Source organism: Flavobacterium sp., from assembly GCF_027484945.1.
Classification (GTDB): domain Bacteria; phylum Bacteroidota; class Bacteroidia; order Flavobacteriales; family Flavobacteriaceae; genus Flavobacterium.
In genome coordinates, this window is record NZ_JAIXRZ010000003.1 from 53,972 (window position 1) to 74,392 (window position 20,421).

18 protein-coding genes and 1 tRNA gene are annotated in these 20,421 nt (G+C 39.0%); 8 read left to right on the top strand and 11 right to left on the bottom strand.

The window, feature by feature from the left end; all coding sequences use genetic code 11:
* Positions 1–24: 24 nt before the first annotated feature.
* Entirely contained in the window at positions 25–1,248 is a 1,224-nt protein-coding gene (locus tag Q0039_RS00380) for a glycosyltransferase family 4 protein (protein ID WP_297507337.1), read from the bottom strand.
* Between the two features lie 47 nt (positions 1,249–1,295).
* Here Q0039_RS00380 and Q0039_RS00385 point away from each other — a divergent pair, with 47 nt between their 5' ends.
* Entirely contained in the window at positions 1,296–1,877 is a 582-nt protein-coding gene (locus tag Q0039_RS00385) for a tRNA-(ms[2]io[6]A)-hydroxylase (protein ID WP_297507340.1), read from the top strand.
* Positions 1,878–1,972: 95 nt separating this feature from the next.
* Here Q0039_RS00385 and Q0039_RS00390 read toward each other — a convergent pair.
* From Q0039_RS00390 to Q0039_RS00420, 7 genes are all read right to left on the bottom strand, one after another.
* A tRNA-Val gene (locus Q0039_RS00390) sits at positions 1,973–2,046 on the bottom strand.
* A 132-nt stretch (positions 2,047–2,178) separates the two neighbouring features.
* Positions 2,179–3,840 (bottom strand): tetratricopeptide repeat protein, encoded by a 1,662-nt coding sequence (locus Q0039_RS00395; protein WP_297507343.1) that lies wholly within the window; start codon positions 3,838–3,840, stop codon positions 2,179–2,181.
* A gap of 26 nt (positions 3,841–3,866) precedes the next feature.
* Entirely contained in the window at positions 3,867–4,799 is a 933-nt protein-coding gene (locus Q0039_RS00400; protein WP_297507346.1) for a substrate-binding domain-containing protein, read from the bottom strand.
* 229 nt (positions 4,800–5,028) lie between these two features.
* On the bottom strand, positions 5,029–5,835 hold the full coding sequence (locus Q0039_RS00405) for an energy transducer TonB (RefSeq protein ID WP_297507349.1): 807 nt from the start codon (positions 5,833–5,835) through the stop codon (positions 5,029–5,031).
* A 32-nt stretch (positions 5,836–5,867) separates the two neighbouring features.
* Positions 5,868–6,431, bottom strand: coding sequence for a biopolymer transporter ExbD (locus tag Q0039_RS00410; RefSeq protein WP_297507351.1), 564 nt, complete (start codon positions 6,429–6,431; stop codon positions 5,868–5,870).
* 12 nt (positions 6,432–6,443) lie between these two features.
* Positions 6,444–7,073 (bottom strand): biopolymer transporter ExbD, encoded by a 630-nt coding sequence (locus tag Q0039_RS00415; protein ID WP_297507354.1) that lies wholly within the window; start codon positions 7,071–7,073, stop codon positions 6,444–6,446.
* Positions 7,074–7,105: 32 nt separating this feature from the next.
* Positions 7,106–7,924: a MotA/TolQ/ExbB proton channel family protein gene (locus tag Q0039_RS00420; RefSeq protein WP_297507357.1), complete on the bottom strand. Its 819-nt coding sequence runs from the start codon at positions 7,922–7,924 to the stop codon at positions 7,106–7,108.
* A gap of 572 nt (positions 7,925–8,496) precedes the next feature.
* Between Q0039_RS00420 and Q0039_RS00425 the strand changes: the two genes are divergently transcribed.
* Positions 8,497–9,789, top strand: a complete 1,293-nt coding sequence (locus tag Q0039_RS00425; protein ID WP_297507360.1) for a PKD domain-containing protein — start codon at positions 8,497–8,499, stop codon at positions 9,787–9,789.
* On the top strand, positions 9,786–10,148 hold the full coding sequence (locus tag Q0039_RS00430) for a cupin domain-containing protein (protein WP_297507363.1): 363 nt from the start codon (positions 9,786–9,788) through the stop codon (positions 10,146–10,148). Before Q0039_RS00425 ends, Q0039_RS00430 begins: the two co-directional genes overlap by 4 nt.
* Before the next feature lie 127 nt (positions 10,149–10,275).
* On the opposite strand, the gene Q0039_RS00435 is transcribed toward Q0039_RS00430, so the two are convergent.
* Positions 10,276–11,622: an NAD(P)/FAD-dependent oxidoreductase gene (locus Q0039_RS00435; protein ID WP_297507366.1), complete on the bottom strand. Its 1,347-nt coding sequence runs from the start codon at positions 11,620–11,622 to the stop codon at positions 10,276–10,278.
* Positions 11,623–11,764: 142 nt separating this feature from the next.
* Here Q0039_RS00435 and Q0039_RS00440 point away from each other — a divergent pair, with 142 nt between their 5' ends.
* Genes Q0039_RS00440 through Q0039_RS00455 form a run of 4 tightly spaced genes read left to right on the top strand, consistent with a single transcriptional unit; the run spans position 11,765 to position 15,346 of the window.
* Positions 11,765–12,406: a flavin reductase family protein gene (locus tag Q0039_RS00440; protein ID WP_297507368.1), complete on the top strand. Its 642-nt coding sequence runs from the start codon at positions 11,765–11,767 to the stop codon at positions 12,404–12,406.
* Positions 12,403–12,546, top strand: coding sequence for a DUF2256 domain-containing protein (locus Q0039_RS00445; protein ID WP_297507371.1), 144 nt, complete (start codon positions 12,403–12,405; stop codon positions 12,544–12,546). The genes Q0039_RS00440 and Q0039_RS00445 overlap by 4 nt, the downstream gene beginning before the upstream one ends.
* Positions 12,543–13,820: a DASH family cryptochrome gene (locus Q0039_RS00450; RefSeq protein ID WP_297507374.1), complete on the top strand. Its 1,278-nt coding sequence runs from the start codon at positions 12,543–12,545 to the stop codon at positions 13,818–13,820. The genes Q0039_RS00445 and Q0039_RS00450 overlap by 4 nt, the downstream gene beginning before the upstream one ends.
* Positions 13,808–15,346, top strand: a complete 1,539-nt coding sequence (locus Q0039_RS00455) for a cryptochrome/photolyase family protein (protein ID WP_297507377.1) — start codon at positions 13,808–13,810, stop codon at positions 15,344–15,346. Before Q0039_RS00450 ends, Q0039_RS00455 begins: the two co-directional genes overlap by 13 nt.
* 160 nt (positions 15,347–15,506) lie before the next feature.
* On the opposite strand, the gene Q0039_RS00460 is transcribed toward Q0039_RS00455, so the two are convergent.
* Both Q0039_RS00460 and kynU read right to left on the bottom strand, forming a co-directional pair.
* Entirely contained in the window at positions 15,507–17,897 is a 2,391-nt protein-coding gene (locus Q0039_RS00460; protein WP_297507380.1) for a penicillin acylase family protein, read from the bottom strand.
* Between the two features lie 64 nt (positions 17,898–17,961).
* The gene (gene kynU, locus Q0039_RS00465; RefSeq protein WP_297507383.1) at positions 17,962–19,245 is read right to left on the bottom strand and encodes a kynureninase; all 1,284 of its coding nucleotides are present in this window, start codon (positions 19,243–19,245) and stop codon (positions 17,962–17,964) included.
* 195 nt (positions 19,246–19,440) lie between these two features.
* Here kynU and Q0039_RS00470 point away from each other — a divergent pair.
* Positions 19,441–20,421, top strand: a 981-nt coding sequence (locus Q0039_RS00470; RefSeq protein WP_297507386.1) for a LamG domain-containing protein, incomplete at its 3' end; no start/stop codon positions are given.

Consider the following 20,421-nt stretch of genomic DNA (forward strand, 5'->3'; position numbering starts at 1 on the left):
AAAGCTCCAGAATATGGAGCTTTTTTATTTCGTATTCTTTGCCGCTATCCATTTTGCGAGATAGCGTTTGCTTTGTAAGGTATTATGTTGCAACAACTGTCGGATCACATGTTGTTCCCGATATTCTTTTAAGTGCAGGGAATAATCTTCGAACTGTTTCCAAAAATTTATAATTAACGTGTATTTGTTAAAGTGCGAATCAAGCAACGCAAAACCATTGGCTTGTGCTTGTGTCCATAACGCTTGATCCTTATATAATTGAATTGCGAGGTCGGCAAACGTATCCCAATCATCAGAAATATATCCATTCCAAAGTTCTTGTGGGTGCATTGCTTCTGCGCCAATTGCAGTGGTAACCGAAGGTGTCCCTACTTGCATTGCTTCTAGTAATTTACCTTTAATACCCGCTCCAAATCGCAAAGGCGCAACCATAACTTTGGCTTTCGCAAGTACATCAAAAGCAGATTCGGCACGTCCTTCTATATGAAATCCAGTCTGCGGGTGATGCAACTGCAGTACTTTTTCAGTAGCATAGGCACCATAAATTCGAAGCTGAGCTTGCGGTAATTGTTGACGCATTCGGGGCCAAATATGGTATTTTAAGACCTGAACTGCATCCCAATTGGGTTCATGGAGGAAATTACCAATTACTACAAAATCAGACCGTTCTTCAAAGGTTGGTATCGTTGGAGCTTTTTGACCAAACAAGGGCAAATAGACCAATTGCGCATGCGGAAATTGCCATTCTGATTGCAACCAATCGTACTCAAATTGGGAGATCACCAAAACTAAGTCGCAACGGTAATACGCTGCTAATTCACGTTTTGCCGTATCCGAAAGCAGCAGTTCGCGGGTAAGCGGCACATTATTTTTGACAGACTCTTGACGCGCCAACCTTAAAAAATGAACATCTTGTGAATCCAAAAGTGTTAGCGCATTCGGACACTGCTCGCGGACCCGCCATCCAAATTGTTCTTCGGTGATAAACCGGTCAAAAACTACTACATCGGGTTGCAAATTGCGCACCCAAGTATCAAATGTGGCATCATTTACCGCTATGGTTTGAAAAGCATAACCTAATGCGGCTTGGTCTTCTGAAAACTCAATATTTTGAGCAGCCGAAGCGACCGTAATGGTATAACCTTGCTCCTTAAATACTGCAAGTAATTGCAATGATCGTGTTCCCGCTGCCGACGATTTCGGTTCGGGCCACACGAGTCCGATAAAAAGAAGCTTTTTCTGTTCCATAACTACAAAGAAAACATTTAATTTTGTGGCATCAAAATGCAATAATTATGCTTGGATTACAATTGGCAACCGACCCGCGTTGGGTAAACATCGTCGAATCGAATATTGAAGAAATTTTAACCGATCATGCATGGTGTGAACAGAAAGCCGCATCGAATGCAATTTACATCATCGTGAATAATTCTGAAAAAGTAGATTTGGTAACGGAAATGTTGCGAATTGCTCGGGAAGAATTGGAGCATTTTGAGATGGTTCACGAAGTGATTAAAAAAAGAGGATTGGCTTTGGGTCGCGAACGCAAAGATGATTATGTAGGGGATTTGGTGAAATTTATGAAAAAAGATGGAAGTAGAAACGATGCTTTAATTGAGCGTCTCCTTTTTGCAGCCATGATAGAAGCGCGAAGTTGCGAGCGATTTAAAGTATTATCCAACAATATAAAAGACCCTGAATTGGCGCAATTCTATCGGGAATTAATGATTAGTGAAGCAGGGCATTATACCACTTTTTTAAATTTCGCACGCCAATATTCAGAAAAAGTAGATGTTGACCAACGGTGGAAAGAATGGATTGCATATGAAACCGAAATTATTTCAAAATACGGGAATAAAGAAACGGTTCACGGGTAGGGTTTTTTTATAATTTATTATAAATTTTAAATTATAAATTATTATTTTCACCTTTTTGTCCATAAAAAAACTCCTACTAAAAGAAGAAGTTGTCGTGGGTCATACGGGAATCGAACCTGTGACTTCTACCCTGTCAAGGTAGCACTCTGAACCGCTGAGTTAATGACCCGTTTTAATTGCATTACAAATTTATTGAAGTTTTTGTGGATTTCAAAAACAACATCAACGAAATCAATGTTTGTATACCAATTAAAATAAAAAACCCGGAATTCATCCGGGTTAATTTATACGTATGGTTTTCTTATTTTAAAAGTTTTAAAGATTCTGTTGCATAGGTATTGGTTGGATCCAAAGCTAAGGTTTTATTCAACAATTCTTTTGCTTTAATTTTATCAGTGTTGGCAAAGAAAGAGGCCATGTTATTGTAGGCTTCGGTTAGTTTACTTTTACTTTTAGTTACTTCTTCTGGCCCTTTGGCTACAATCATTTCTACATATTTTTCATACATATTAGTCATCACGTCATCTTTTTCCATTACACTATTGATACGGGCTTTGTATAAATACGCTTCTGGATAATCTGGCTTTGCAGCAATAACATTATCCATTGCTTTGTCTGCATTGGTCAAAGCTACTAAATCGGCCGTTTTGGCATCTTTTCCACGGTTTATAGTATGCACACATAATCCATAATAAATATTGTCTTCAATAAAGTTTTTAGAAGACGAATTCATAATCGCGGCTTCAAAAATACCGGCAGCTACTCCATATAATTTTTGTCCAAAATACGCTTTCCCAATTTCATTTAATCCGTTGGCTAAGTTCATATCCTGCTCTACACCTTTTTTCAATGAAGTCAAACCTTCTGTAAAAAGGGCTTGATCAATTGTTTTTCCATCGGCTCCAATCGCTTTTTTAATTTTTGCTAAACCTAAGAAATAGTAGTCTCCACCAATAATTCTTGTTCCTTTAGACAAATAATCCGTAAGCGCTTTAATTGACTCATCGGTATTCCCATTTTCATAGGCAGCATAACCCAAATAGCGCAAAATACGCGGATTTACATTGTCTAACTTTTGCATTTCTTGTGCTTCCATCTCTAAGGCTTTGTAATCGCGGGTCAAGATTAAGAAATCGGCATGACGCATACGTGAGGATAACGAATAATCGGTTAATTCCATGTATCGCTTGTAGTTTGAAAGCGCCTTGGCAATGTTTTCCTTATAGGTTGCGGGTTTATTATTGGCCCATAAGTAATAGGTTTCTGCCAATTCACGGTATACAGGACCGTAATTGGGATTAATTGCAATTACTTCGTCGTATTTTTTAATGGATTCTCCATAGGCTTTTGCACCCTTCAGCAATACCCCTTCCTGCATTTTAGCACGAATTATGGTATTATCTGTATTGTAAGCATCTCGGTAGGCTGCATACGCTTCGTTTTGATTTTTTAAGCCGTAATAGGCATCACCAATAGCTAATTTCACATAGGGATCATTTGGATTGGCTAATTTTGCCTTTTCCAAAACCGTTAAAGCAGCTTGATAATCTGGTTTTTCTGCATTCATATAGGCTTGCGCAATGTAGACATATTCTTCGACCTCTTTTTTACGCATTCCTTGTACAGCAAGATCAAACTTTGCTTTGGCTGCTGTAACATTTCCCGATTGTAAATCCAACTGCCCCAAACCGATCTGATTAAACTTTCCGCCATCTGCAGCCGACAATCCTTTATTGAAGGTAAATTGTGCAGAATCTTCAACACTTTGCTTTAGGTAAACATTTCCTAATAAAAAGGCGGCTCTACCATCCGCAGGTTTAGTTTTTAGAATTGCTTTCAATATTGATTTTGCCTTATCATATTGTTCAGCATCTATTGCTTTTTTTGCTTGCTCTAAATCTTGAGCCTGCACCATCGCACTTACTGTAAATAATGCAACGCTGAAAAATTTAATCTTGCTCATTGTATTCAAAATTTATTTTACGATTATTAAATTTTATTTCGGGTAACTATTTTTCTTCCGGGTTCCCGAACCGGAGCGATTCCAGATTTGAGCACAATGCGTTGTCCTTTATCGCCGGCAATGAATGATGCGAAACCTATTCCGAGTCCTTCATAACCTTGACAATTGATAATATACAAAACACGTGCCAAAGGATATTGGTTAGTACCAATGCTTTCTTGGGTGGGATAACTCAATTTACCATTGGTGTCTTCCACTGCAAGTTCATGTACTTTTTCAACATACGGAGCCAATTGCGCTGAAGGTTCAAACAACCAATTGCTTCCAACTACTCCAATCATTCCTTCGTGTTCGGCTACATACTGGATTACCTCTTGGCTGTTTTTCATCGAATACACCCCTTCTTTAGGCAACTCTTGAATGGACGCCTTTTCCATCATATAGCGCACACTGGCCGAATTGGGGTTATCAAATACGACACCTTTAAACGCTTTATTTTTACCTTGTAGAAATGCAATTAAATCGGTCAACACGACCGTTGAATCTTTTTCACTATTGTTTCGAATCAAAGCCAAACCATCCAATGCAAATGGTGTGGTTCGTGGCACAATCTTATGCGCTTTAAAAAAATTCAGTTCCTCTTTATTTAATTTACGCGATAAAATTGCAATACCCGATTTTTGCTGTGAAAGCTTTTGTATAACTTCTTTTTCAGAAAGGGGAACAATTTGAAGTTTGGCATCATAAGTTGTCTCAAATACCAGCTCTTGATCGCTAACAATAGGCAACAAGGATTCATCCGTATAAACGGTTGCTTCTCCGCGTAAAATAGTATCTTTTTCAAGTTTGCCTTGTTGTTGATTGCAAGAAAAAACGAATCCCATTGCAACCAATAACACCAAATACTTCATGGATAGCATCGTAATATTACTAGAGGTGTTAATTGGTTTCTTCTTCATCGGTTGAGGTATTAAAAAAGCGGATAAATCTAAAAAAGGCATAAACGATAATTACCCCTCCAAACAAGTACCGTTGATTGCTTGTAAGGTTTAAAGGAATTTTTTTCCAAAAGAGAATCATTAATCCTAGAATAATATAAATGAAAAAAGACAACATTCCTATAAATAGAAGAAATCGCTCTTTAAGCGATTTCTTCTTATAGTTTGTAATGAAATTACCAAACATAAATTATTCTTCCGGGGTTTCAATTTTGATGGGAATTAAATACGAACAACGTACTTTTTTACCATTCTGTTCTGCTGGAGTCCATTTCGGGCATTTACGCAATACCCTTTCTGCTTCCTTACCCGTACCATAGCCGAGATCGCGAACTACTTTAATATCGGTTAACGAACCGTCTTTTTCAACTACGAAAGAAACAAAAACCTGACCTTTTAAACCGGGTTCTTCAGGTGCTTGATAATTGTTTTTAATAAAGTTGTAAAACTTATTAATTCCCCCAGGGAATTCTGGCTTTTGTTCAATACCCGCCGAGTTGTAGATTGTATTATCTTCTTCTACAACATCTTGGTTTGAGGGTCCATTTCCAGGTGGTTCAACGCGCAAATCCGCATTTGGATCACCCTTAATATCTTCTTTCCCTAAGTTTTTATCTTTAATATCTTCAACCTTTGGAGGCTCTTCTGTAACCTCTTCTGTTTTGGCTACTTCAGGCTTCACAAACTTCACCTGATCCACTTTTGGTGGTGGCGGTGGTGGTGGTGGAAGATCTTCTTTTGGTTTTTCCTCCTTAGGAGGTAATTTAACGGTTGTAATTTTCGTGTCAATAGTAGCGCTATCATCATCCGTTACTGAACTAATAAATTCAGCAATCTTCGGCGTTGCAACTGCTATTGAAAAAATAACGGCACCAATAATGAAGGCTTTCAAATTGGTATTTCCGTCTTTCATTCGCAAATCGTAAGCACCATAACTCTTGTTACGCCCTTCGAAAACGATGTCCAACCATTGTTTTTTTAACAAGTCTAGTTTCATACGTTATAAATATTGTACTACAAGAGTGGTTATTATTTATTTAATTTATCCGCTAATGTTTTTTCTTCAGGAGAAAAATCATTAACAATAGCATAGGTCGGCACGGAACAAATAGCCATTTCGTCCAAGATATCTACTAAATTCTTGTAGGACGATTTAGCAGTAGGCTTGATAATTACAATCAAACCTTTATCTTTATTTCCAGTCACTTGTGGCACAGACGCTACACGTTTTAAAATCTCTTTGCGAATTCCTTCACGACCATGTGTTGATTTCGTTGGCTTGCCTCCTGGTTCTGGAGCTTCAAGCAATCCATGAAACCATTCAATTTTATCTTTAGCACCCAATATAATTGTCATGGTACGTCGTTGATCTACTTTAATTTTAGTTTCCGGTTGATCATCGGTATTCTTATCAGGCAATCCCAAATCCATTGCCTGAGGTTTCGACAAGGTGGTTGTCAACATAAAGAACGTAATCAAAAGGAACGCCAAGTCCACCATAGCCGTGAGGTCTACTTTGGAATTTTGTTTTTTACTGCGAACCTTGCCCCCGCCTTTCTTGCCACCACCGTCGTTGGTATTTAATTCAGCCATTTCTTATTGGGATTAATAGTTTTTACCACGTAAACCGGTTACCAAGCTAAAGCTGTTCACCTTTTGATTCTGAAGCTCATCCATAATTTGTTTCACTTTTGGATATTGCTCTTTCGCATCGCCTTTAATTGCAAAATTCAATTGTTCGTTTTGAACATCAATATTTGCTTGACGTGAAGTATAAATCCAGTCTTTCAACTGATTATTCTTATTGTTTTCAAGTGTGTCGTGAGGAATACCGGGTTGCACCCCTTCTTTGTTACGATCAGCTCCTTTCATGGCGATAACTTGTTTCATTGCTTCTATTGGAGCACCAAATTCATCAATCAATGAAAACTCATTTATTTCATTATCGCTGAATTTAATTCCATACTTATCACCCATTAATTCAAGAGTTCTTTTGCGAACATCTCTTCCTTTGATTCCGTAAAACACTTTATCTCCGTCACCAATAATGATTACTGCCAAATTTTCTTCTGGCAATTTGGATTGAACTGTAGAGTTCGGTGTTTCAACGGGAAGCGGTTCCGGATTTTTAGCGGTAGCCGTAAGGATAAAGAACGTAAGCAAAAGGAACGCAACGTCACACATAGCCGTCATATCAATAGACGCCGCCTTCTTGGACATTTTAACTTTTGCCATAATTACTTCTTTTGATTAAATGGTTACGCTAATTATTTTAAGCTTCCTTTCATTTTACGGTATTGGTTCACGATAGCAGTACCTGCCTCGTCAATCGAATACGTAAGAGTATCAATTTTTGAAGTAAATAAGTTGTACGTTACAATTGACAATGCAGAAGTAGAAATCCCTGTAGCCGTGTTGATCAACGCCTCAGAAATACCATTTGCTAACATCGCTTGGTCAGGAGTACCCGCTGTTGCTAGAGCCCCAAACGCTTTAATCATACCCGTTACAGTACCCAAAAGACCTGCTAATGTACCCAACGAAACTAAGGTTGACAAAATAGTCATATTTTTCTCTAACATTGGCATTTCCAATGATGTAGCTTCTTCGATTTCTTTATGTATCATTTCAGCCGCTTCTTCAGAACTAAATCCTTCTTTTTTAACATCTTGATATTTAACTAAAGCCGCACGAATCGCGTTAGCTACCGAACCCTGTTGTTTATCACATGTTGCGATTGCCTCATCAATATTACCTTGAGCAATGTTAGCTTGAGCTTGTTTCATGAAAACGTCCAAGTTTCCTTTACCTGAAGCTTTAGATATTACGAAATATCGTTCGAAAGAAAACGTGATTACCATTAATAATAATCCCATAAGTACAGGTACAATAGGCCCTCCTTTGTAGACCATCGCTAGATAGTTACCTGGTAGTGGATGTCCTTCATTTGTTCCACCTTCGAAGTTTGACCCATCACCCATGATGAATTGCCACACCAACCATCCTACGAAAATACATAATACAATTACAATAGCGGAGAAGTAGCTACCTCCGTTTGACCCATTTGCGTTTTTTGCGTTTGCCATTTTTTTAAAAATTTTTAAGTTTTTAATGATTTAAAAGCTATTCGATATAAATTAACTTGAATTGAGGCAAATTTAATTTTTTAGTTCAAAAAAAAAAACTTTTTTAGTCATTTATAATTTTCTATTAAAACTTGTATGTTAAAACAAAAAATGTAAAAAATTAACCCTTACATCTATTGAATTATTAATTTTTTTGCCAATATTTATCTACATAACATTGCCTTAACATTGTAAAAACGAGTAATTTTAGTTCAATATTGTTAGAAAGGGTTACTAAATTCAAAAATGCTTAATTAAAAAGTAAATTTTAGCATCGTAGAAGCATTTGTTTTAATTAAAATTAGTGCCCTAATTTTCAATTTATATTCTTTGCAAATTACTAATCTATAATCCAAAGAGTTTGTCTTTTTTAATTGGTGAAAATTTAATCCCATCTATATCGTTCAATCATAAAAAAGGAATACCCATTTGCGATTTCTTATATTTTTCATCTCACCAAAAAAAGTAAATTCTCCAACGATTTCTTACATTAACTTGTTTATATTTAACTTTGTTTTTTAATTCAATCGAATATGATGCAGAGTAAAATAAGTCGATCAAAAATCATGAGTTGCAACAATGCAATGCTCCTTGTTGTTAATTTATTCGCGTTAACCATTTGGGGCCAATCAATAACGAAGCGTGTATTGTTTTTAGGCAACAGTTATACAAATACCAACAATCTCCCTTTATTAGTAGCCAATATAGCCCAATCTACTAATGATGTATTATTGTATGACAGTTATACTCCTGGCGGATATCGCTTGTCCGATCATGCTAATAACACAACTTCTTTGGCTAAAATTGCACAAGGAAATTGGGATTATGTTGTTTTACAAGAACAGAGTCAGCTCCCCTCGTTTCCAATCAATCAAGTAAATTCCCTTGTATTTCCTTTTGCTGCAAATTTAAATACGCTAATTAACAGTCAAAATCCATGCGCCGAAACCGTGTTTTATATGACATGGGGACGGCAAAACGGCGATAGTCAAAATTGTGCCGCCCACCCACCGGTATGTACTTACAGTGGGATGGATGACTTACTCAGGGAACGCTATCAAATAATGGCTGAACAACAATCTGCTATCACGGCACCGGTTGGAGCAGTATGGCGCTATTTAAGAACCAATTACCCTGATATGAATTTATATAGTGCTGACGGCAGTCACCCCTCTTTATTGGGTTCCTACGCAGCGGCATGTACTTTTTATACAACGCTTTTTCGAAAAGACCCTACCTTGATTAGTTTTCAATCGACATTGTCAGCCGTTGAAGCACAAACGATTAAAAATGCTGTAAAAACTGTAGTATTTGATCAACGTTCCACATGGTTTATTGGCACCTACGATCCAGTAGCTGCTTTTTCTTTTTCGAATCCTGCTGGAACAGCGGTACAATTTGAAAATCAATCCCAGAATTCATCGGATTATTTATGGGATTTTGGTGATGGAACTACTGCTACAACGGCCAATCCGTTGCACACTTATGCCCAAAATGGTGTATTTACGGTAACATTAACCGTAACTCATTGTGGTGTGGCTTCCGTAGTTCAACAGTTGGTAGACACTTCGGTGCTGGCCATCACAACAGCCGGAGCATCTTCAGCAGTGGTAAAAATGTTTCCAAACCCAGTACAATCGCTTTTACACATTGAGAGTATTGCTGGCGTCAAAGAAATAGAAATTTATGATGCTTCGGGGCGAAGTATTCTAAAAAGTAGTGAAAATACAAAATCAATTGACTGCAGCAATCTAGAGCCCGCTATGTATTGGCTCAAAATAACAACAACTGCAGCAACCCATTACCAAAAATTTATAAAGTCATGAAAAAGTATACGATTCAAACCGATCCTTTTATTGTTCCAACAACCGATGGTAAACGAATTGAAGAACACCATGGCCGAATAGCTACTAAAAATCCTGCTATTTCGATAGCCCACATGGTTGCACCACCGCATTGGAGCGAACCTTTTCAAACGCCCGAATTTGAAGAATACACCTATATTATTTCGGGTAAAAAACAGTTTATTATTGAAGACGAAATACTTATTTTAGAAGCGGGACAATCGATACGAATTGCCGAAAATACCCGTATACAATACTCCAATCCATTTGACGAACCCTGTGAATATTTATCGGTTTGTCGGCCAGCATTTGATTTTATGAAAGTGCACCGGGAAGAATAATAACGATGCTTTGAATCATATATTTTAAATTATGAATTTTGAATTGTGAATTTTGAATTGGATGCTATCTATTTTCTTCGTTAATCATCGTTTGTCACTATCCAAAATCCAACCTTAAAACAACAACTTAGTTTTTTTGCAACAATGCAATTAATTGGGCTTCTACTTCGGGGCTGTTCCATTTGGTAGCGATATCGGGAATAGCCATTATTTGTTCCATAATTGTATTTTGAAAATCTCCAATTGCCAAGGCCTCTGAATAGGGCTGTAGGCTAAAAGTTACTCTGCTGTACAAAGGCATCCATTTATCCGGATGTTTTTCAGAAAACCATTTTTCAATTTTCTTTTGTAAATGAAATTGTGTATCGGCCGTCTTTGTACTCATCTCGATAAAATTGCGACGCGACAATTCTGCAATTGCATCTGCATTGGGTTTACGCGATTTTTCATAGGCACGAAAAACGGCATTCCAATCATTACCATAGCGTTCAATCATCTGATTTAAAACCGTGATATCTTCAAATCCTGCGTTCATTCCATGACCATAAAAGGGCACAATAGCATGGGCTGAATCGCCAATCAATGCAACTTTATCTTCAAAAGTCCACGGATAACATTTCATGATTGCTAAATAACTCGTCGGATTCTTAAAAAAATCGCTCACCAAGTCGGGAATAACCGCTGCTGTGTCTGGAAAATATTCGGCAAAAAAGTTAACCAAGGTAGTTTCATCATTCAATTGTTCAAACGAATTCTCACCCTCAAAAGGCATAAATAATGTGCATGTAAACGATCCATCCAAATTGGCCAAAGCCATCAACATAAAATTACCGCGAGGCCAGATGTGTAGTGAATTTTTATCAATTTTGTGCGAACTATCGGGATTGGCTGGAATATGCAATTCTTTATAGCCAATCTTCATAAATTCTTGGGAATAATCAAACATACTTTGGCGCTGCATACGATGGCGAATACGAGAAAACGCGCCATCAGCACCAAAAACTTTGTCGTATTTTAAATCCGTCCATGGTCCATTCTCTGAAGGTCCAATATGTAAGGTAGCCGTAGCTAAAGTTACATCCCAAATGCGGTATTCAAAAAAGAACTCCACCCCTGCCGCTTCGGCCAAATCAATCATTTTTCGATTTAAAACTCCACGGGATAACGAATATATAGCTTCTCCTTCTTTACCGTATTTCTGATAAGTCAGGCTTCCTTCTTTTAGGTGTATGGCTCTTTTATCTACAGGGATTCCAATGCGTTTAATCGCATCATCCAATCCAATATCAGCTAGCGCTTTCCAGCCGCGATCTGACATTACTAAATTGATTGAACGACCCGAAAATTCTACCGTACGAATATCTGCACTGCGGTCATAAACATGAACGGTATGCCCTTGTTTCTTGAGGTAGATTGCCAATAAAGTTCCGACTAATCCAGAACCTACAATCGCAATTCTTTGTGGCGTTTGCATCGAATTATTAAAAAAGTTGGACAAAAATACTCAATATTATCGGAACCTACCCGGGTTAGAGCGCAAAAATTAGGAGATATCTTAAAATTTGTTTAATCTTTTATGTTATTAGTTAAACAAATTTATCTTTGTAAAAAAAGTGATGAAAACGATAACCCGAACCGAATTAAACGCGCTCTCCAAAGTTCAACGTCTTAACCTAGTTAATAGTTGTATGGGCTATAAATCGGCCAACTTGATAGCGACCAAATCGGCTGATGGTCATGAAAACGTAGCTATTTTTTCAAGCATTACCCATTTGGGAAGCGATCCTGCTTTACTTGGTTTTATTGTTCGTCCAACCTCTGTACCGCGCCATACCTACAACAACATTAAGTCAACCGGCTATTTTACGGTAAACGCGATTACATCTAATCAAATTGCGCAAGCGCATCAAACTTCGGCGGCATATGACTATGGGGTTTCTGAATTTGAAATGACGGGATTAACAACCGAATATAAACCAAACCTCGCGGTTCCCTTTGTTGCTGGAGCACCCTTACAATTGTTGTGTAGTTATGTAAATGAATATGCCATCAAAGAAAATAACACCCTTCATGTTATCGCCGCGATTGAAGCCATCTATGTCGACGAAATTTTATTAGAGAAGGATTATTGGATTCGATTGGATTTGGGAAAAGTGGTTACCATTAATGGCTTGGACGGCTATGCCGAACCCCATTTATTAGATCGTTTTGACTATGCGCGGCCGAGCAACGAAGTGCAATCACTCTTGAAAAAATGAGCCATAAAAAACTCCATTTACCGCAAAAAATATGTGCCGTTTGCGGCCTCCCTTTTCAATGGCGTAAAAAATGGGAGAAAAATTGGGATAGCGTAAAATATTGCAGTGACCGCTGCCGAAATACTAAAAAAACACTATGAATCATCTCGTTTGGTTTCGGAATGATCTTCGAACAGAAGATAACTATGCTTTATGGAGAGCGACACAAAAAGCTAGACAAGTCATCGGGGTATATTGTATTGACCCCCGTCAATTTGCGCCAACACGCTACGGTTTTCCGAAAACAGGAGCTTTTCGCGCCCAATTTTTATGGGAAAGTTTGCAGGAGTTGAAACGCAACTTGGCGGCATTAAATATTCCGTTGTTTGTTCATTATGGGCATCCCGAACTTTATATCCCCGATTTAATACATACCTATGGCATCAAAGCCGTCTTTTCGCAAGAAGAATGGACCACTGAAGAAGTTGCAGTGACCTCAGCATTAAAACAAAACGCACCGCATATCGAATTTCACGAACTTCCCGATGGATTTTTATTTCATCCCGATGACATTCCGTATGGCTCTGCTAAAGAAGTCCCTGAAATCTTCACCGAGTTTCGGAAAAAATGTGAGAAGCTTTCAAAGATAAGACTGCTTGTCGAACCCCAACCAATTCAGGAATTGAATTTTTTTGAAACCCCTGAAATCCCTTCTTTGGAAACGTGTGGCATTACACCTCAACAACCCGATATACGAACTGCATTCCCATTTAAAGGAGGTGAAAATAAAGCCTTGGCCCGACTAGAAGATTACTTTTTTACCACTGAAAATTTATCCCAATACAAACATACCCGAAACGGTTTAATCGGAACCGATTACAGCTCGAAGTTCTCTGCTTGGCTTGCAAACGGCTGTATTTCGGCGCGCAAAATTTATTGGGAAGTACAACAATATGAAGCTGAAGTGTGCAAAAACGAAGACACCTATTGGTTGGTATTTGAATTGATTTGGCGCGATTATTTCCGGTACATTTCAAAAAAACACGGTAATAGAATCTTCCAGCTAAACGGTATTGTAAAGCAAAAATACGATTGGGAATTTAACGAACGGAAATTTGAAAAATGGACACTGGGCAAAACTCCCGAGCCTTTTGTGAATGCCAACATGAAAGAATTAGCCGCTACAGGGTTTATGAGCAATCGCGGTCGTCAAAATGTAGCTAGTTTTTGGGCCAAAGAATGGGAACAGGATTGGCGTGCTGGGGCAGCTTGGTTTGAATCGCTCTTGATTGACTATGATGTGCATTCCAATTATGGAAATTGGTTATACAATTCGGGGGTTGGCAATGATCCCCGCGATCGTAAATTTAACATCCGCCGGCAAGCGGAAATGTATGATCCCCAAAACAAATACCAAGAGTTATGGAATACCTAACGTTACGGCTTATTTTGGGTGACCAATTGAACTCCCAACATTCTTGGTTTACCAATCAAGACCCGACTGTATTGTACTTAATGGCCGAAATGCGCCAAGAAACAGATTATGTCAAACACCACATTCAAAAAGTCACCGGTTTCTTTTTGGCCATGCGTGATTTTGCAACAGAGTTAGCTACTAATGGTCATCGTGTGCATTATATTCAAATTACCGAAGCGCTAGCCACGAAAAGTCTGCCCGAAATCATTTCCCATTGTATTGAAAAATATACCATTCAAAATTTCGAATACCAACTTCCTGACGAATACCGCTTGGACGAGCAATTGAAAACGTTTTGCTGCCAATTATCAATTTCGCATCAAGCGGTAGACACCGAACATTTTTACACGACTCGTGAGGAACTGGGTCAATTTTTCATAGGTAAAAAACAATTCTTGATGGAAAACTTTTACCGAATGATGCGCAAAAAACATCAGGTATTGATGGAGGGTAGTGCCCCATTGGGAAATCAATGGAATTTTGATCATGACAACCGATTAAAATATAAAAATCAAGTACCTGTGCCTCCCATGGCAGTTTTTCCTAAAGATGGTACAGCACTTCTCAACGAACTTGAGAAAGCCGAAGTTCAAACGTTTGGTGAAATTAAACCCAAGTCCTTTGCTTGGCCGATCAATCGAAAAGAAGCCTTAGCGCAATTGGACTATTTCTGCGAACATTTACTTCCTCATTTTGGGGATTACGAAGATGCGATGCATACGGAACAAGCGTTCCTATTTCATTCCCGTTTGTCTTTTGTTTTGAACACCAAGATTATAAGTCCGAAGGAAGTTGTTAATCGTGTGGTACAGCATTTTTATGCAAATCAAGAGACTATTTCTTTGTCACAAGTGGAAGGTTTTGTGCGGCAAATTATCGGTTGGCGCGAATATGTGCGCGGTATTTATTGGCATCACATGCCCAACTACAGTAAGCTGAATACACTTGATAATTTCTATCCGTTACCCGAAATGTTTTGGACAGGCAAAACCAAAATGAATTGCATGAAGCAGGCCTTGGGTTTGAGTTTAGAAAATGCTTATGCGCACCACATTCAGCGGTTGATGGTCATTGGTAATTTTTCCTTACTTACCCAACGGCATCCCGATGCGGTTGACGCTTGGTATTTGGGCGTCTACATGGATGCAATTGAATGGGTCGAACTTCCCAATACGCGCGGCATGAGTCAGTATGCCGATGGCGGAATTATAGCAACCAAACCCTATGTCTCTTCAGGAAGTTATATTCAAAAAATGAGCAATTATTGCACGGGTTGCCACTATGATGTCAAATCCCGAACGGGCGAACAATCGTGTCCGTTTAATAGTTTGTACTGGAATTTTTTGGATGATAAAAAAGCTTATTTTGCTCAAAATCAACGAATGGCGATGATGTTGAATCTATTGGGTAAAATTCAAACCGAAGAATTGTATGCCTTAAAAAATCGAGCCGCTCAAATTATTGAAAACCCAGACCTTTTTTGAGTTAATTATACGTTTTAAATTATAAATTATGAATTTTATGTTCTTAATTCCATAATCTATTCTCTATATTCTATTCTCTATATTCTATATTCTATTTTCTATTTTCTATCCTCTACCCTCTTTCCTCTACCCTCTTTCCTCTACCCCCTAACCCTGTAAATTACATCCTTTTTGGTTTCAAAACCAATAATGTGGCCGTTTCTTCAATTTCTTTACGGTTTAACTTCATTTTTCGGAAGCGCCCTTTGACATAAAGTTCGGCTTGGTCGTTATAATGTTGACTCGATAATACACCCGATTGACCTGTTGGGAGGATACTCACACTATTTTCTACATCGGAGAAATCGATAATTCGACGTGTGGAGGGTCCGCCCCCTACTTTATAATTGCCTGTATCGGCCAAATAAAACATCAAATTATTAATCACTTCATTACTGCCTGGAACTTCAAATGGGCCAACATTGAAAAAAGGGCGTAACATGGATAGCCTACCTAGCGGATGTTGGTGTTCCACGGTGTGTACTTTTCCCCAACGCCATTGCAAATAATCGGGCCCTAATTGTTTTTCCAAGGCCTGTATAGCTTCATGAAAAGAGCGCTCCATTATTTGATTACGGGTTTCGGTAATGCCTTTGGTTTTTACATTATCCCACCAAGGTGACTTTGGATTCATGCTTTGTCCGGCGATCATTTGTTTTAACATGTGGGTTCCTAAAAACAATGAAAACCGTTCTTCACCCAATTCGTCTTGAAAGGTATTTTTTAAGTAACAATACAACCATTTATTGTAAATCGTGGGGGCAATATCGTAAACGGCATGCGAACCTTCCCATTGTTGTAAGGTTTCCATCGCACTTTTTTCTGTCGCGGTTAATTTCTCTTTGGAAACCGATTGCATCCAATTTTTCACCAAGTTGGGATAAATTAACGAGGTATGGTCATTTATCATACGTTCAACATCGGTGCGCTCCCAGTTGTTTTTGGTTGCCAAAAGCGACTGTATGCGTTTGGCGCGGTCTTGGGGTAAATAATAACCTGGATACAAATAGTCGTCGATGGGTTCGGGCTGATTATTGGCGGAGTAGACATAGTGCCAATCGGGATTTATTGCCCGGGGATTGCTTTCAAAAGGTAAAAAGGTCCGTTGATCGTCTTTCCCATTGGCACCGTTTAAAATAAAGTTAGGATTCACTCCAGCGGGCATTCGGTACAATTTGCCCGAAGTAATCCATCCGATATTGTTTTTGGCATCACCATACATCACATTCAAACCCGGCGCGTGAACGAGTCCGACCTTTTGGTAAAAATCATCCAAGCCTTGAGCATGACTCAACCCATAGACCGCCTCCAAAATATGATTGGGGTGCTGGGTATAAATCCACGACATCGCGACTGGATTTTTGGTATGCAACCCTTTTAATAATCCATTCATTATGGGTCCGTGTTGAGTCGATTTAAGGGTTAGATGCACATCGGAAGTATCTTTTACCTTGATGGTTTTCGTTCGAATCGAATAGTGGGCATATCCGGTTGCCGTTTTGTATTGCTTGGCGTTTTGCGGATGATTTTCTTCTTGGAACAAATCCAAGTCATCGTTTTCAAACATGGTCAGCCCATACGCATAATTGCGGTTGTGGCCCAATAAAGGAAAAGGCGTACCGGCCAAATAGTAGCCATACATTTCATAGCCTGGACACGAAATATGCGCTTCATACCAAGTCCCCGGTTGGGAAAACATAATGTGGGGATCATTGGCAAATATGACTTTTTGGTTCTTGGTTTTTTCGACACCAATCACCCAACTGTTACTTCCGATAAAAGGCGGAACTGGGGATTGTTCTAGGAGTGCGGTAACCGCCTTTGAAATTTGGGCATAATCTTTTGATTTACCGTTATAGGATTGCAAACGGGTTTTGGCTAATGCACCATCGAGGCCAAAATCGCTCAAGTAGTTCATCCCCCACGCATCGCGAATATCGGTCAATAACGGATCGGTTTTTTGGGCCATCGCAAAGCTGAAAGACATGTACCCGAAAATATTGTACATGTCTTTGAGGGTAAAGGGTTCTTTGTTTACCCCAACCAAATCAAACTCGATCGGTGTTTTCCCTTCGTCAATATATTGATTGACCCCATCGAGATAGGCTTGTGCGAGTTGATAGGCTTTTGACTTTTTGTCTAAAACCGCGGCAGCGGCAGCCGAATTTTCATCAATCCCTAAACCCGCAAAAAAGCGATCATTTTCTAAGGCTTTTGAACCAAACAACTCCGACAACCGTCCCGGCGCAATACGGCGCATCAATTCCATTTGCCACAACCGATCTTGTGCATGAACATAGCCCAGCGCACGCATTGCATCGACTTGATGTTGGGCATAAATATGGGGTACACCATAGTCATCAAAATAGACTTGTGTTTCTTGTGTTAAACCCGCTACTTCTGCTGTTCCCTCATACTGGGGCGCTTTGTAAACGTAATACCCAAAAATCCCGAGAACCAAAAGCGCGATGAGGGCTACAAATCCAAGTGCAATTTTTTTAAATAATTTCATACGAGCGAACGGTTTACAGGAATTCGATTAGCCAAAAGGCTTTGGGTTAAGGGTTTTCGTTGCCTTATTTTTTTAGGGTAATTATTCCTTGTTTTAGAATTTGTCCAAAGTTGTACATATCTTCAAACGAGCAATAAAAAGGGGCCGGTGCTAAACGAATTACATTGGGTTCACGCCAGTCGGTGATGACCCCATTTTGCATCAAATAATCAAACAAATTGCGACCTTGACCGTGTAAGTAAACCGAAAGTTGACATGCGCGTTCCTCTTGATTTTTTGGAGTAATCACTTCAAAATCGGCTCCTTCTAACTGGCTATCGATATCATGCAATACAAATTCAAGGTAAGCTGTTAGTTGGTTTCGCTTTTCAATTAAACGGTCCATACCCACTTCGTTGAAGAGTTCGACCGAGGCCAAATACGGTGCTAACGACAATATGGGCAAATTACTCACTTGCCAACCGTTGGCGCCTTGTACAGGGTCAAAATCGGGTTCCATTTTAAAACGGCGTTCTTTATTATGTCCCCACCAACCGGCAAAACGCGGGAGATTGCTGTGGTGGTGTTTTTCATGAATAAAACAACCCGAGGCATTTCCAGGTCCGGAGTTCATGTATTTATAACTGCACCATGCCGCAAAATCGACGTTCCAGTCGTGTAAATTTAATTGAATATTGCCAGCAGCGTGCGCCAAATCAAAGCCCACATAGGCTCCTACGGCATGACCCGCTTCGGTGATGGCTTTCATATCAAACACTTGTCCGGTATAGTAATTAACGCCACCCCAAAGCACTAAGGCCAACTCCTCGCCTACTTCGTTGATTTTGGCAATTATGTCTTCGTGGCGAATGTTGTGTTCACCTTCGCGACGTTTGACTTCAACTAGGGCGTCTTTGGGATCAAAACCATGCATGCGCACCTGCGATTGGAACATATATTGATCAGAGGGAAAGGCTTTTTCTTCGCAAATAATTTTATACCGTTTGCCTTCAGGGCGGTAAAACGAGACCATCAGCAGGTGAAGATTTACCGTTAGGGTATTCATTACGGTTACTTCAGAGGGTAAGGCTCCAACAATTTTACCGAGAGGCTCAGCAAAACGTTCGTGGTAATCCCACCAGGGTTTTTCGGCATAAAAGTGCCCTTCAACGGCGAGATTGGCCCAGTCGTTCATTACATCGTTGACATATTTTGCGGCCGATTTGGGTTGCAACCCCAACGAATTTCCAGTAAAATAAATTACATTTTGACCGTTATGTTGCGGAAAAATAAACTGCTCACGGTACGAACGCAAGCCATCGTGTGCATCGCGTTGTTGCGCATACGCGCGGGTATTTTCAAATTGCATGGATTTGTTGTTTGGAGGGTAAATGTAGTAATCTTCGCGGAGATTTGAAATAGCAGTTGTTGTTATGAATTTTAAATTATAAATTTTGAATTATTACCCTCCTTAGAGCAGACAGGTCTTCAAATCTTCAAAAAAAATTACATATATGTGTAATTTAGAATTACATTTGTGTAAAATTCAATAAAACAAGACCTTATGAAAAACAAATTACTTCTCGTTGTGTTGGGTACTGTGTTGACCGCCCAAGCGCTTGTGGCGCAAGTACCTTCTTATGTTCCAACCAATGGATTGGTAGGGTATTGGCCGTTTAGTGGGAATGCCAATGATGCCAGTGGTAATGGAAATAATGGAACCGTGAATGGAGCAACTTTAACAACAGATCGAAATGGGAATGCCAATAGTGCGTATAGTTTTGATGGGGTTGATGATAGAATTTTTATAAACAATTCAATTTTTGATAATGGTTCTAATTTTACATTTTCTGGGTGGTATTTTCTAAACACAAATAGTAATCCAAATAATGGAAATAATTCTCATATAATTTTAAACACCAGCCCTCATAATGGTCTTGGAATTGCTTTAAATTGGGGGTCATCAAATAAATATTCAATTTCTGTAGGTAATGGTGCTCCAGCTACTAGTTGGAATACTCTATTCAATTCACAATCAAATCAGAATATTGAAATTCAAACATGGAAATTTATAACTTTAGTAAAATCATCAAATACCTATTCATTATATGTGAATGGAGTTATTGACCAAACTTGGGTTGCAAATAACTCTATTCAATCATATTTATATAAGTTGTATTTTGGAGGTTGTGACCCAATTATTTCAAATGAAGTTATTAACGGCAAACTCGACGACATCGGCATTTGGAACCGTGCCTTAACCCAAGAAGAAATAACAAACTTGTATAACACCAACCAATGTATAACGAACATTACCGTTACCGATACCTTGATTATTAACGTGGGGCAGCTATCGTTTACCAACCCGGTAACCTGGGCCAATAACATCACCATCGCGCCCAACCCAGCCAGCACTGAAGTCAACATCAACTTCAACAACATAACCAACTTGGCTGGCGGTTCCATCAACATTATCAACGCTTTGGGGCAATCGGTGGCTACTACCCCTATTACAGTATCGGGCAGCAACACTACCTTAAGTTTA